This is a genomic window from Streptomyces sp. NBRC 110035 (assembly GCF_000829695.1).
Lineage (GTDB): Bacteria > Actinomycetota > Actinomycetes > Streptomycetales > Streptomycetaceae > Streptomyces.
The window spans coordinates 164,558-178,450 of sequence record NZ_BBNN01000025.1; the positions used below are offsets into that span (position 1 = coordinate 164,558).

Annotated in this window: 11 protein-coding genes and 1 pseudogene; 7 read left to right on the plus strand and 5 right to left on the minus strand. The window is 73.4% G+C overall.

What is annotated here, in order from left to right:
• Positions 1-4: 4 nt before the first annotated feature.
• The 3 genes from TU30_RS15890 to TU30_RS15900 all read right to left on the minus strand — a co-directional run bounded on the left by TU30_RS15890 (position 5) and on the right by TU30_RS15900 (position 3,141).
• Positions 5-463: a DoxX family protein gene (locus TU30_RS15890; RefSeq protein ID WP_042170208.1), complete on the minus strand. Its 459-nt coding sequence runs from the start codon at positions 461-463 to the stop codon at positions 5-7.
• 234 nt (positions 464-697) lie between these two features.
• Positions 698-2,407: an alkaline phosphatase D family protein gene (locus tag TU30_RS15895; RefSeq protein WP_042170210.1), complete on the minus strand. Its 1,710-nt coding sequence runs from the start codon at positions 2,405-2,407 to the stop codon at positions 698-700.
• Positions 2,408-2,496: 89 nt separating this feature from the next.
• Positions 2,497-3,141, minus strand: coding sequence for an HNH endonuclease family protein (locus TU30_RS15900; protein WP_042170212.1), 645 nt, complete (start codon positions 3,139-3,141; stop codon positions 2,497-2,499).
• A gap of 502 nt (positions 3,142-3,643) precedes the next feature.
• Between TU30_RS15900 and TU30_RS15905 the strand changes: the two genes are divergently transcribed.
• The gene (locus tag TU30_RS15905; protein ID WP_042170213.1) at positions 3,644-4,225 is read left to right on the plus strand and encodes a TMEM165/GDT1 family protein; all 582 of its coding nucleotides are present in this window, start codon (positions 3,644-3,646) and stop codon (positions 4,223-4,225) included.
• A 301-nt stretch (positions 4,226-4,526) separates the two neighbouring features.
• The gene (locus TU30_RS15910) at positions 4,527-5,210 is read left to right on the plus strand and encodes an HAD-IA family hydrolase (protein ID WP_042170215.1); all 684 of its coding nucleotides are present in this window, start codon (positions 4,527-4,529) and stop codon (positions 5,208-5,210) included.
• 39 nt (positions 5,211-5,249) lie between these two features.
• On the opposite strand, the gene TU30_RS15915 is transcribed toward TU30_RS15910, so the two are convergent.
• Positions 5,250-6,575 carry a peptidoglycan-binding protein gene (locus tag TU30_RS15915; protein ID WP_042170217.1) on the minus strand — a complete coding sequence of 442 codons (1,326 nt, stop codon included), beginning with the start codon at positions 6,573-6,575 and terminating at the stop codon, positions 5,250-5,252.
• 161 nt (positions 6,576-6,736) lie between these two features.
• On the opposite strand from TU30_RS15915, the gene TU30_RS15920 reads away from it, so the two are divergent.
• The 3 genes from TU30_RS15920 (at position 6,737) to TU30_RS15930 (ending at position 10,397) form a co-directional block, all read left to right on the plus strand.
• Positions 6,737-8,938, plus strand: a complete 2,202-nt coding sequence (locus TU30_RS15920; protein ID WP_078878311.1) for an MDR family MFS transporter — start codon at positions 6,737-6,739, stop codon at positions 8,936-8,938.
• Between the two features lie 143 nt (positions 8,939-9,081).
• The gene (locus TU30_RS15925) at positions 9,082-9,756 is read left to right on the plus strand and encodes a hypothetical protein (protein WP_042170222.1); all 675 of its coding nucleotides are present in this window, start codon (positions 9,082-9,084) and stop codon (positions 9,754-9,756) included.
• A 5-nt stretch (positions 9,757-9,761) separates the two neighbouring features.
• The gene (locus tag TU30_RS15930; RefSeq protein ID WP_052479823.1) at positions 9,762-10,397 is read left to right on the plus strand and encodes a hypothetical protein; all 636 of its coding nucleotides are present in this window, start codon (positions 9,762-9,764) and stop codon (positions 10,395-10,397) included.
• Positions 10,398-10,421: 24 nt separating this feature from the next.
• Here the strand turns inward: TU30_RS15930 and TU30_RS15935 are convergent.
• A pseudogene (locus tag TU30_RS15935) lies at positions 10,422-10,875 on the minus strand (DUF1992 domain-containing protein).
• A gap of 152 nt (positions 10,876-11,027) precedes the next feature.
• On the opposite strand from TU30_RS15935, the gene TU30_RS15940 reads away from it, so the two are divergent.
• Positions 11,028-11,420, plus strand: coding sequence for an FHA domain-containing protein (locus tag TU30_RS15940; RefSeq protein ID WP_042170225.1), 393 nt, complete (start codon positions 11,028-11,030; stop codon positions 11,418-11,420).
• A 327-nt stretch (positions 11,421-11,747) separates the two neighbouring features.
• Positions 11,748-13,847 carry a bifunctional glycosyltransferase 87/phosphatase PAP2 family protein gene (locus tag TU30_RS15945; RefSeq protein ID WP_078878305.1) on the plus strand — a complete coding sequence of 700 codons (2,100 nt, stop codon included), beginning with the start codon at positions 11,748-11,750 and terminating at the stop codon, positions 13,845-13,847.
• The last annotated feature ends 46 nt before the right edge of the window (positions 13,848-13,893 follow it).

A 13,893-nucleotide genomic window follows, 5' to 3' on the forward strand; every position in this document is an offset into this window, starting at 1 on the left:
AGGGTCAGGCCGTGACCGGGGCCCGTTCGGCCGCGTGCTGTTCCACGGTCCGTGTCCGGGTGCGGCGGGTGAACAGGCGGTCCAGGCCGAAGGCGCCGGAGCCGGTGAACACCAGCAGGAACATGGCCCAGCAGTACATGGCCGCGCCCTCGCCGTTGTTCTGGATCGGCCACAGGGCCTGGGGCTGGTGCACCTTGAAGTAGGCGTAGGCCATCGCGCCCGACGATATGAACGCGGCGGCACGGGTGCCCAGTCCGAGCAGGACGAGGCCGCCGCCGACGAGCTCGATCACCGCCGCGTACCAGTTGGGCCAGGCACCGGTCTCGGCGGTGCCGCCGCTGCCGTCCGTGCCGCCGAGCACGCCGAACAGGGCGACGGCGCCGTGGCAGGCGAAGAGCAGGCCGACGACGATGCGGAAGAGGCCGAGGACGTATGGCTGGGCGCTGTCGAGGCGTCCGGACATGTGGGGGGTCTCCTTCGGTAGGCCGGTCCGGGGCGGGAACCGAGTCGAGAAACCACGGTAGGTGCCCCCAATTTATACTTTCAAGTTCAACATTCGGCCACGAGGTGCCGTGGAAACGGAAGTCCGGCCGCCCGCCGCCGCACGTGAGCGCGCCCCGCTCCCCGCCCCGGCGCTCGAAGACGTGACCGAATACACCCCCAACGCCACAGCGGGCTCACAGGTTCGCCCCCCGTCTCACCTGCTCAGTCCGGTCTCCGTCACCGTTTTCAGCCGGACGCCCGGCCCCGCGCCCGGCCGCCCCGCGTCCGTTCCCGGTGCCGGGCCCGCCACCGCGCGTGCGTGCTCCAGCCGCAGCACCGCCGAACGCCCGCGCATCGTCAGCGTCATGAGCTGGTTGCCGAACCAGGGCCCGCCCGTCTTGCGCCACGTGACCGGCGGCTGCCCCGAGCGCCCGTGCCGGGCGAAGACGCGGCCGATGCCCCGGGCGACGGCACTCCAGCCGAAGCGGAACCCCAGCCGGATCGACAGGGGAATGGAGTTGTGCACGGGGGAGCAGGTCAGCTGCATCACCCGGGCGTCCGGCCCGCGACCCTGCCCGCCCGCGCCCCAGCTCGGCTCCGCCGCATACGCGTGATGGACGTCCCCGGAGAGCACGCACACCGTCGCCGGCGCGTCCGGCCCCGTACCGGCCTCGGCGATCAGCTCCGCCAACTCCCCGAAGGACTCCGGGAACGCCGCCCAGTGCTCCAGGTCCGCCGCCCGCCGCAGCCACTCCCCGAACCGCGCCCAGCGGGGCCCCTTGTCGCCCCGGGCCAGCACGGAACTCCACCCCTCGACGTCGTGCACCAGATGCGGGAGCAGCCAGGGCAGGGACGTGCCGATGAGGAGGTGGTCGTACCCGCCGCGCCCGTCCAGCGCCTGTGCGCGCAGCCAGGCCGCCTCGGCCGGGTCGAGCATCGCGCGCTCGCCCTCCGTCAGGACCCGGGCCGCCCGGGTGTCCACCATCAGCAGCCGCACCCGGCCGAAGTCGCGCCGGTAACTCCAGCGCACCGAGGCCGTGTCCGCTTCGGCGCCGGCGGCGAAGGCCCGCAAGGCGTCCGTGCCGTCGGGCAGTTCCCGCACGGACGCGTACAGCGGGTCCGCCGCCAGTTCGCGCGGGGAGAGATTGCCGAGATGCTGGTACACCCAGTACGACATCAGGCCGCTGCGCACCCGTTCGCCCCACCACGACGTGGCCCGCATGTCGGCGACCCACGAGGCGGAGGTGTTCCAGTCGTCGATCACGTCGTGGTCGTCGAAGACCATGCACGTGGGAACCGTCGACAGCAGCCAGCGCACCTGAGGGTCGAGCCAGGACTCGTAGTAGAGGCGGGTGTACTCCTCGTAGTCCGCCACCTGGTCGCCCGGCGCGTCGGAGAGGTCGCGGCGGGCGGCGAGATACGCGCGGGTGGCGTCGGAGGTCTCGTCGGCGTACACCTGGTCGCCCAGGAGGAGCAGCACGTCGGGCCGCTCGCCGCCCGGGTCGGCGGCGATGCGCGCGGCCAGGCCGTGCAGCGCGTCGGGGCCGACGGGATCGTCCTCGCCGGCCGGCGGTGACGCCCAGCGGCAGGAGCCGAAGGCGACCCGCACGCCGTCACCGGCGCCGGGGGTGGCGATGACGGAGGGCGGCAGCGACGCGAGGGCCCCGTCCTCGGCGTTCTCGGCCGGCGGCCACACCCGGGCCCGGTCGAGGAACACCTCGTACGGCGTCGCCGTGCCCGGGGTCAGGCCGGTCACCTCGACGAGCGCGTAGTGGTGCCCCGCGATCCGGAAGGTGCGGGCCGTCCCGCCGGACCCGTCCGCGCAGCGCACCTCGGCGGTGCCCGGCCGGCTCGTCTCGACCCAGACGGTCGCGGACGAGCCGTCGACGTACCTCAGCAGTGGCCCGAGGAGCAGTCCGGTCATGGTGGTGATCCCTTCCTCCGTCGACCCGTACGGTACGGAACGACGGAGGGGTACGGGGGATCTTCGGCCCGTCGTGGCGTACCGCGGGGTCAGCAGCTCGCGAGGTGGCCCTGCAGGGCGGACTTCTCGGCCGGGTCGACCGACAGGCCGTAGTAGTACTTCACCTGCACCCAGGCGCGGACGTAGGTGCAGCGGTAGGCCGTGCGGGACGGCATCCACTCGGCGGGGTCCTTGTCGCCCTTGGACTGGTTGACGTTGTCGGTGACCGCGAGCAGTTGCGGGCGGGTCAGGTCGTTGGCGAAGGACTGGCGTCGCGACGTGGTCCAGGAACCGGCGCCGGAGTCCCAGGCCTCGGCGAGCGGGACGAGATGGTCGATGTCGACGTCGGAGGCGGCGGACCAGGTGGCACCGTCGAACGGGGAGTACCAACTGCCGCTGGTGGCCGCGCAGGAGGAGTTGGTGACGACGTTCGTGCCGTCGCGCTTGAGGACCGTCTCGCGGGTGTTGCAGGTGCCGCTGACGGTGATCCAGTGGGGGAAGAGGTCGCGGTGGTAGCCGGTGCGGTTTTCCGCGGACACGGTGAGGGAGGCGAGGTAGGTGCGGGCGGTGGAGGCGCTGACCGGGGTGGGGAGGGCGGCGGAGGCGCTCGGGCCGTTGAGTACTCCGGCGGAGGCGATGAGTCCGGTGAGCGCCGCGACTATGCCCAGACGTCGACGCGCGTAGAACTTCGGCATGCGAACTCCCTTGTGGGGTGGGGCCGTTGGAGTGCGAGCAAGGGGAATGCTCGCCTCGCGGCGTTACGGGGAGGAGTGGACCCGGTGAGAAGTTAATGACGTGTGCATGGCGTGTCTGGGCATGATGCGGTGCCGATGCGGTGCGGATGTCGTGCGGGCGTGGCGCTTCCGCGCGAGCCCCGCAGGGGCGGACGGGGCGCGAAGGGCCGTGCGGGTCCGCGCGGAAGTGGGCGTACGGGTGCTCGGGCCGGCCTCGCGTACGATGGACGGCGCAGAGGGGGAGTAGCCCTTCGCCGGACCGTCGACATACTGCTCGGCCCGTCTGAGCCGGCGCCCGGAGGCAGGTCCCGTACAGGGGCCGGCCGGCGAGACCCTCGGCAAGCAGTGCACCGCCCGTGCCCCTCGGTACGGGCGCCATGTGTGCTGCCGTGCCGAGGCGTCCCGTGGACACGCAGGACACGCGCAGACTCTCGGCGGGGCAGCCCCGGCCGATCGAGGAACCTTGATCAACCTGACCGTGACGGCCGTCGTGTTCGGCGTCGTCTTCCTCGCCGAACTGCCGGACAAGACCGCGCTCGCCGGCCTCGTCCTCGGCACCCGCTACCGGGCCTCCTACGTCTTCGCCGGCGTCGCCGCCGCCTTCGCCGTGCACGTCGCGCTCGCGGTGGCGGCGGGCAGTGTGCTCACCCTGCTGCCGCAGCAGCTCGTGCACGCGATCACGGGCGTGCTCTTCCTGGGCGGCGCGGCGATGCTGCTGTTCAGGAAGGACGAGGACGACGAGGAGATCCGCAAGCCGGAGAACCAGTCCTTCTGGAAGGTGTCCGGGGCGGGCTTCATGCTCATCCTGGTCGCCGAGTTCGGCGATCTCACCCAGATCATGACGGCCAACCTCGCCGCCCGTTACGACGATCCGCTCTCGGTCGGCCTGGGCGCGGTGCTGGCGCTGTGGGCGGTGGCCGGGCTGGGCATCGTCGGCGGAAAGGCCCTGATGAAGAGGGTGCCGCTGAAGCTGATCACCCGGATGGCGGCGCTGCTGATGCTGGGGCTCGGCGTGTGGAGCCTGGGGGAGGCGGTGACCGGCTGAGCGGGGCGGGCCGACGGGTGGCGGACGGGTGGTGGCGGACCGGGCGGTGGACCGGGCGGGGTGAACGGCGGGTCGGCCGCCCGGCTGGTTCCGTGGCCGGTTCCGTCGGCGGCTGCGGCTGCGGCTGCGGTTGCGGGGACGGGGCGACGGTGCGGCCAACGCTCCGTGAACGGTTGGCGGAGGTGCTGGCGGGAGGCCGGGGTTGTTTTGTATCGTGGATGAACAAAGTGGCTCCCGCCCGTTTTCCCTGACCGGCGGGCGGGGCCGCCTTGTCCTCCCTTCCCGTGCTTTGGAGCTGCCGATGACAGCCACCGCCGTCCTCACCGCCCGTGCCCTCCTGCTGGACATGGACGGCACCCTCGTCAACTCGGACGCCTCGGTCGAGCGCGTCTGGCGGCGCTGGGCCGAGCGGAACGGGCTCGACGGGGACGAGGTCATGAAGGTCGTGCACGGGCGGCAGGGCTACGCCTCGATGGCGCTGCTGCTGCCGAACCGGCCCATGGAACAGAACCACGCCGACAACGCGCGCATGCTCGCCGAGGAGACCGCGGACACCGAGGGTGTCGTCGCGATACCGGGCGCCCATGACTTCCTCGCCGCCCTCGACGGCGTGCCGCACGCCCTGGTGACCTCCGCGGACGTCGCCCTGTCCACGGCACGGATGGCCGCCGCCGGACTGGAGCAGCCCCGGGTACGGGTGACCGCCGAGTCGGTGGGCGCGAGCAAGCCCGACCCCGAGGGCTTCCTCAAGGGCGCGGCGGAACTGGGCGTCGCCCCGGCCGACTGCGTGGTCTTCGAGGACTCCGGGGCGGGGATCGCCGCGGGGCGCGCGGCCGGCATGCGCGTCGTCGGCGTCGGCCCGCGCGCCGGATTCCACGACCCGGACGTGGTCGTACGCGACCTGACCCGGGTGCGGGTGGAGCGCGGTGCGGACGGGACGGTCCTGCTGCACATCACGGAACCCGGGCACGCGGCGGGCCGGTAGGTCCGGCCTGTCCGGGGCCGGGTCCACCGGCCCGCCGCGTCAGAGGTCCTGGGTCTCGGACTCCAGCCGGGTGCGGGTCTCCGGTCCGTACACGCCCAGCTCGTCACCGCGGATGCCCCGTGACCACTGGTAATTGCGGAGGGCGCCCTCCGTGTCACGGTCGAACCGGCCGTTGACCTCGTCGTTGTACAGGTACACCTTGCTCAGGCGCTCCTGGAGCGCGGCGACCTCCGGCCCCCGGTCGCCGCGCTTCAGCGTGGGACCGGTGGCGTCGCCGCCGTCCAGCTCCTCCGCGTCCTCGGGGGCGTCGGCCGACGGGACGGTGGTCGGGGTCGCGGACGGCTCCGGCTCGTCCGACGGGGCCGCCGGAGTGCTCGCCTCCGCGGACTCGGAGCCCGACGGCGACGCCGACGGGCTCGCGCTCCCGGACGGCGTGGCCGAGGCCGACGCCGGGGCGGACGCCTCCGGTGAGCCGGACGCGCTCGTGACCGGTGCCGCCGAGGGCGCGTCGTCCGGCGCGTCCGGCACACCCGCCCGTACGTCGTCCGCCGACGCGCCGTCCCGGGACGGCGTCTCGTAGGCGAACAGCCCGCTCGCCCACCCGGCGGCCCCGATCACCGCCACCACGGTCCCGGCGGCCACGAGCAGCGCGGTGCGGCGACGGCGGCCACCGCCGGGGGGAGCGGCGTCGCCGACGGCCGGAAGCGGGGGCGTGGCCGGGCCTGCGGGTGGGCCCGCGGCGGTGGGCACCGTCCTGAGGGGGCGGGTGGAGTCGAACAGATGCAGGTCGGTCGCGCTCGGCTCGGTCGTGGGCGGTGCGAGAGGTGCGGCGAGGGGCGCGGGCCGGGAGTCCGGGGCCGTAGGGGCCCCGGCGGTGCCGGGTGCGGCGAGCGTGTCGGGGGTGACGGCGCGCAGTTGCACGGTGGCGTCCGCGGCCGGCCCCGGCGCGCCGGGCGCCGTCTGCCCGGCCCGGGCGGTCCGCTCGCTCTGCTCCGCCCGGCCGGCCCGGGCCGCGGGCGTGCCCTGCCCGTTCGGCTCGTCCGGGGTGCGGGCCTCCTCGGCTCCCTGCCCGGCCTCCCGCTCCGGAGCGCGGCCTCCGTCCGGCGCGCCGCCGTCCTCCGGTGCCGCGTTCGGCGTACTCGCCGCCCCTGCCCCTGCTTCCGTCTCCGCCGCCGTGGTGCCGTCGTCGAGTTCGACGTACGGGCGGATGCGGAGCGGAGTGAAGTCCTCCGCCTGAGCCGCCTGCGCCGTCCGGGCGTCGCGGAGGGCTTCGGACGCGCGCAGAGTGCAGGCGCAGGAAGGGGTGTTGTCCCTGTTCCTGGGCGTACCGCATTCCGGGCACGGGGTGCCCGTCGAATCGTTCACGCGTAGTCCCTCCCCTCGCGATCTCCAGAGATTATGCAGATCTTCTCCACCACTCCGACGCGCCCGCCCCCGGAACGCGGTCTTCCGGAAGGACTCAACAGGCCATAACCGGTCACACCGATCACGATGGACCGTGGAATCGAGAACCTGTGGAGGTGGTCATGTCCGGGCACGCGCACGGCAGGGCGGAGAGAGCGGGCGGCACACGGCCCTCGCCCGGTGCCGGTTCCGGACCACCGGCCCCCGGCGTCGGTCCGGGCCGTCCGGGGGGGCCGGGGGGTCCGGACCGTCCGGGGGGTCCGGGCGGTTCCGGCGGGCCCCCGGAGCAGGTGTCCCGCAACGTCGTCGTCCCGATGGCCGCCCTGCTCCTCGGCCTGCTGCTCGCCGCCCTCGACCAGACCATCGTGGCCACCGCGCTGCCCACCATCGTCAGTGAACTGGGTGGCCTGGAGCATCTGTCCTGGGTGGTCACCGCGTATCTGCTGGCCTCGACCGCCGTGACCCCGCTGTGGGGCAAGCTCGGCGACCAGTACGGACGCAAGCGGCTGTTCCAGGCCGCCATCGTCATCTTCCTGGTGGGATCCGCGCTGTGCGGCGCGGCGCAGGACATGGCCCAGCTGATCGGCTTCCGGGCGCTCCAGGGGCTGGGCGGCGGCGGACTGATCGTGCTGTCCATGGCGATCGTCGGGGACCTCGTCCCGCCCCGTGAACGGGGCAGGTACCAGGGCATGTTCGGCGCCGTCTTCGGCACGACGAGCGTCCTCGGGCCGCTGCTCGGCGGACTGTTCACCGAGCACCTGAGCTGGCGCTGGGTGTTCTACGTCAACCTGCCCCTCGGCATCCTCGCCCTCGTCGTCATCGCGACGGTGCTGCACATCCCGCGCACCTCGACCCGCCACGTCATCGACTACCTCGGCACCTTCCTCATCGCCTCCGTCGCGACCTGCCTGGTCCTGGTCGCCTCCCTCGGCGGCACCACCTGGGCCTGGGGCTCGTCGAGGATCATCGGCCTCGCGGTGCTGGGCGCCGTCCTCGCCGTCGCGTTCGTGGCCGTGGAACGGCGGGCCGTCGAACCGGTGCTGCCCCTGGGGCTGTTCCGGATCCGCACCTTCACGCTCACCGCCGTGATCAGCTTCATCGTCGGCTTCGCCATGTTCGGCACGAGCGTCTATCTGCCGACGTTCCTCCAAGTGGTCCAAGGCACCAGTCCGACCATGTCCGGTGTGCACATGCTGCCGATGGTGGCCGGAACGCTGCTGGCCTCGACCTCCTCCGGACAGATCGTCAGCCGTACCGGCCGCTGGAAGGTGTTCCCGATCGCGGGCACCGGCCTCATCGCCGTCGGCCTGCTGCTGCTCCACCAGCTCGACGAGAACAGCCCCACCATCGTGATGAGCGCCTTCTTCTTCGTCTTCGGCCTGGGGATCGGCCTGGTGATCCAGGTCCTGGTACTGATCGTGCAGAACGCCGTCTCCTACCGGGACCTCGGCGTCGCCACCTCCGGCGCGACCTTCTTCCGCTCCATCGGCGCCTCCTTCGGCGTCGCCGTCTTCGGCATGATCTTCACGAACGGTCTCGACGACAAACTCACCGCCGCCTTCCGCGGTGCCCAGCTCCCGCCCGGCGTCTCCGCCGACGCGCTGGAGTCCGACCCGCGCGGCATCGGGGACCTGCCGGCCGCCCTGCGCCCGGAGGTCGTCCACGCGTACGCCTCCGCCATCACCGACGTGTTCCTGTACGCCGTTCCCGTCGTCCTCGCCGGGTTCGTCCTGTCCTGGTTCCTCAAGGAGGACAGACTGCGCGCCTCGGTCACCGCGCCCGACGGCACCGAGACCCTGGCCAGCAACCCGGTGGAGCGCTCCTCGTACGACGAGGTGTGCCGCGCGCTGTCCCTGCTCGGCACCCGCGAGGGCCGGCGCGACATCTACCGGAAGACCACCGCCCGTGCGGGCTACGACCTGCTGCCCGCCACGAGCTGGCTGCTGCTGCGGATCAGGAGGCACGGCTCGGTGGAACCGGCCCTGCTCGCCGAGCGCAGCCCCGTCCCGCTCGGCATCGTCCTGGAGGCCGCCCGCCAGGCCGAGGTGCGGCACCTCGCCCGGCGCGAGGGCCTCGGCCTCGTCCTGACCGACGAGGGTTTCGAGGCCGCCGAGAAGCTGGCCCGCGCCCGGGAGGAGTCCCTGGCCGAACTGCTCGGCGACTGGTGGGGGCCGGAGCGGCCGACCGATCTGGTCCAGCTGGTGCACGAGTTGTCGGGGGAACTGGGCGGATCGCGCGGGGAACGCCCGCACGGCGACGGCGACGGCGGGCGTCCGGGCGGTACGCGCGACGGGCGCCCGGGTACGGGTACGCCGGTCGGCTGAGCCGGCGTGGGGTCACCCGGACCGCCCGTTCACCTCCTCCGGCACTGGGCCCGCAACCCTGTTTGCGGGCGGGTCTTCGGGCAACACGAACGGAGAACCGGCGCGCGAGAAGTGCCGGTTGGCCGAGATACCGGAAGGCATCCATGTCCACTGGCCTGATCATTGCGTTGATCGTGATTGTGGCGGTCGTTGTCGTCGCGGCGGCCGTACTGACCCTGCGCGCCCGTGGCCCACGCCACGGCGCGAACCTGAAGCGGCGCTTCGGCCCCGAGTACGACCGGGCCGTCGCCCGGCACGACGGGGACGCCGAAGCCGCCGAACGTGAACTGGCCCAGCGCGTACAGCTCCACGGCGACCTGCGGACACGACCGCTGGAGTCCGCCGAACGGGAGAGGTACGAGGCGGGCTGGACGGCCGCGCAGGAGCGGTTCGTCGACTCGCCGCGGGAGGCGGTCGCCGAGGCGGACCGCCTGCTCGCCGACCTCGCCTCCGCCCGGGGCTTCCCCGACGGCGCACAGTACGAGGAGCAGCTGGCCGCGCTGTCCGTGCACCACGCCCACCACGTCGACGGCTACCGGCGCGTGCACCGGGTCGCGCAGACCCGCGTGAACGGCGGGCACGAGGGCGGCGCGGGCACCGAGGAGATGCGCGAGGCCATGGTCGAGGCCCGCGCCCTCTTCGACGACCTGGTGCGGTCCTCCCGCCACGACGGCGGAGACCACCGCGGCGGCCCGGACGGCCACCACGCGAGGACGGCCGAACGCGGCCGCCCCCACACACCTTCATTGCTCCACCGGCGACAGGCGAAGGAGAGCTGAGCGAGATGACCGACAGGACCCGCCGCCCCGGCGGCGACCCGCTGACCGGAACGCCCCGCACCACCACCCCCACCACCCCCACCACCCCCACGACCGCCGACGGGACCCGTGACGGTGTCCACGGGAGCCTCCCCCAGGACCTCCACGGCGACCCCCGCCGTGACGCCTACGAGAAGGGCGCCCGAGAGGGCACCCCGGACCTCCGCGAGCACACCGGCACGGTGCCCCCCGCCCGTGAGGGCGCGGACTCTCCGGGCACCGACCGCCCGCGGAGCGGCGGCACGCCGGACCCGTACACGTCCCCGGAGGACCGCCACGCCGGTGACCGCGCCCCCGGCGCGGCGCACGGCGCCGGTCTGCTCCCGCACGACGACTGCGACAAGCTCTCCGCGCAGCTGCAGCACGCCGTGGCCGGTTTCGTGGATGCCCCGAGGGACTCCGTCGAGGAGGCCGATCACCTGCTGGAGGAACTCGCCGCCCGCTTCACGGACGCGGTCACCGAGCGGCGCCGTACCCTGCGCCGGTCCTGGCAGACCGCCGAGGTCGGCGAGGGTCCGAACGCCGCGGAGACCGGCACCGAGCAACTGCGCCTGGCCCTGCGGGACTACCGGGAACTGGCGGACCGGCTCCTGCACGCCTGACCGGCTCCGTGCCCGGGGCCGCCGTCAGGCACCCCCGGGCACCGGCCCGTCCGTCCCCGCCCGGCGCTCCCGCCACTGCCGTACGACGTCCTCGACGTCGTACGGCTTCTTGCCGAGGGGGCCGGACGGCGGCTTGTACGTCATGTCGCGGATCCTGGTGTCGGCCTCCGTGAGGATCTTCCGCACGATCCGCTCCGAGGGAGCCGCGAAGGCCGCCTCCAGGGCGTCCTCGGCCTCCTTGCGCAGGGCCGGTGTCGGCGGCAGCACCGAGCAGCCCTCGCGGGCCGGCTTCCGCTCGGTCCGCCACATCTCGTCGTACGGGGTCTCCGGGCCGCACGGGAGGGGCTTGCCCGCTCCCGGCAACCGTGCGAAGTCCCCGCGCGCCTCGGCCTCACGGATCTGCCGGTCCGCTTTCCCCCGCTCCGTCCGAGCGGGGCCCCACCTCGAAATCGACGTCCGGCGGCTTCCGCCCGGTCATGGGGCCAGGGTGCCCGCGGAACGGGCGGACGGGAGGGAGCCGGGCGTTTTATCATGCGGCGACAGCGGGCCTTCCGGTCACCGCACCAGGCCGTTTCGGCCGTTGCCGGGCCGGTACCGCCGGCCCGCCGGAACGTCTCAGGAGGAGCGCACGTGCTCGAACTCACCATGGCCACGGTGTCGTCGGCGGAATCGGGGGCCACGGCCGGCATGCTCATGGCCGACGCGCCGACCGAGCCGGGCGCCGTGCTGCGGGTGGGCCGGGACAGGTCGGTGTGCCGTCTCTCCACGCCGGACGACTGGCTGTTCGTGTCCAGGGTCCACCTGGAGTTCCAGTGCGCCCAGGACGGCACCTGGTACCTGAGCTGGCTGCGCGGTTCGCTCCCCGAGCCGTCCTCAGAGGTCCGGCTGACCATCGGGGACCGGACCCACCCGGTCGCCTACGGCGGCAGCGTCGCGCTGCCCCGGGGAGGCAACGGCGAGGTCGTCATCCTGGACCGCGCGGCCCCGCGCAGCGTCAACGTCGGCTTCTACCACGAGGTGTGAGGCCGGCCGGCTCCGCGGGGATTTCGCGAGGGACCGCCCCGGGGCGGCTTCGCCCCGGCACCCGCGGCGGGGCGAAGCCGTCGTACCGGCCATGCGGGTGAGGGTACGTTTTCGGCCTCCCGCGTGCCCCGTCGCGCACCCCGGGGAGCAACCCGACCCCTCTCCGTCTATCGTCATCCGGACCAAAGCTGGACCAAAGAGGGACGGACGTCAGGTGAACCGGGGGTTGCCTGCGTCTCTTCCGGGGGCGGGGCGAGCCTCATAGGGTTCGCAGAGGGATCCTCACGCGTGGACGCGGGGACCAACGGGGCGGGAGGCCGACGAGGCGTGGCAAACGCGGAACACAGGGGGCGACCGGCGGAGGCTTTCGCGGCCACGGACGTCGGCGACACCGGAACACGCCTGCACACGGTGCGACTCGGACTGTGGCTGCTCGCCGCCGTCCTCGCCGTACGCCAGGTCGCCGCCGTCCTGACCACCCCGCACGGGGAGCGGCTCACGGACCTGGGGACCTGGTTCGGACACGACGGCGTGCTGCGGGTCAGCGGCTCACTCTACGAATCGACCCGTTTCACCGGTACGCCGTTCGGCGGGCTCGTCCTCAAACCCCTCACCCGATCGGCTGAGCAAGCACTCGGCTGGGGCTGGACCTTCGGCACGCTGCTGCTGGTCGTCGCGCTGGGGCTGACCGCCGCCCGCGCCCTGCCCCAGCCGGTCGGCCGCCGCACCGCGCTGCTGGCCGCGCCGGTCGCGGTCAGCCTGCTCATGCTGTCCCTGCCGGTGCGCAACACCCTGTGGCTCGGGCAGACCAGCATCATCCCGGTCCTCCTCGTCCTGCTGGGCTGCTTCGTCGCCCGCGGGCAGCGGGCCGGCGGCATCCTGATCGGTGTCGCCGCCGCCCTCCAGCCGACCCTGCTGCTCTTCGCCCCGCTGCTGTGGTTCACCGGCCGCCGCCGGGCCGCCGCCGCGTCCGGCATCACCTTCGCCACGGGCACCGCGCTCGCCTGGGCCGCGCTGCCCCAGGACTCGTACACCTACTGGGTGCACCACATGGCGGGCGCCGGACTCGGCGGCCGGGCCGACGACCTCGCCAACCAGTCCCTGCACGGTGCCCTGCTCCGCCTGGGAGCCGAGGGCCCCCTGGAGATCGGCCTCTTCCTGCTGCTCGGCGCGGCCGTCGCCACCCTCGGCCTGCGCCGCGCGGTGCGCTACGCCCACGACGGCCAGCTGCTGCTCGCCGTCGCGATCACCGGCTGCACCGCCGTCGCCGTGTCCCCGACCGCGTGGCAGCACCAGCTGCTGTGGGTGCTGCTCACCGTCGTCGGCACGGTCGGCAGACGCGCCTCCGACCGGCCGGTGTGGCCCGTCGCCGTCATCCTGGTGATGACGCTGCCGGCCCCCATGATCCTGCCGGACATGGCGGCCCTCCACCCCGTCCGCGACAACGTCGTCCTGCTCGCCGCGCTCGCCGCCGCCACGGTGATCCCGTTCCTGTCGCGCACCTCGCCGTACTTCCGGGCGCCCGTCCCGACCCGGTACGCCGACCCGGTCCCCACCCGCCTGCGGTACGTTCCGCTGCTGCCGTTCCTGCGCCGGGTCCTGACCCGCCCCAACCTCCTGCTGGAAGTGCTGCTGATCCGGGTCACCTACGCCGCCTACTCCAAGGTGCGGCTCGCGGCGACCGGCGGCCGGGAACGGGCGGAGGAGCACGCCCGGCAGATCCTCGACCTCGAGCGTCTGCTCCACCTGGACATCGAGTACGCGGTCAACCACGCCGTCGTGCAGATCGGCTGGCTGCGGAACTTCTTCGACTTCTACTACACGTCGTTCCACTTCGCCGTCCCGCTCACCGTCCTCGGCCTGCTGTACTGGCGGCGCCCCGTCGACTACCGCTGGGCGCGCGCGAGCCTGGGCTTCACCACGCTGCTGGCCCTGGTCGGCTTCTGGCTCTACCCGCTGGCACCGCCGCGCCTGATGCCGAACCTCGGGATCATCGACACCGTGCACGGCGTGCAGGACTTCTCCAAGCCGGACTACGGCACCCTCACCGCCCTCACCAACCAGTACGCGGCGATGCCGTCCCTGCACTTCGGCTGGTCCCTGTGGTGCGGCCTGGTCATCGCGATCATCGCGCCCAGGGCGTGGATGAAGGCGCTCGGCCTGCTCCACCCCCTGTTCACCGTCGCCGCGATCGTCGCCACCGGCAACCACTGGGTCCTGGACGCGGCGGGCGGCGCCCTCGTCGTCGCGGCCGGCTTCGGCCTGACATACCTCTTCCAGGGGCCTCGGGCCCGGACGGTGACGGCCGCCACCGACGTCACCGCCACCGTGCCGGCGCCGAAGCCCACGGACGTGAAGCCCACGGACGTGAAGCCGCCGGTCCCCGCTCCCGCACCCCCCGTGCGGGAGGACCCGGTCCGGAAGTAGCGGCACGACCACGGCGAAAGCGGCGGCCCCGGGGATCTGGGGGCCG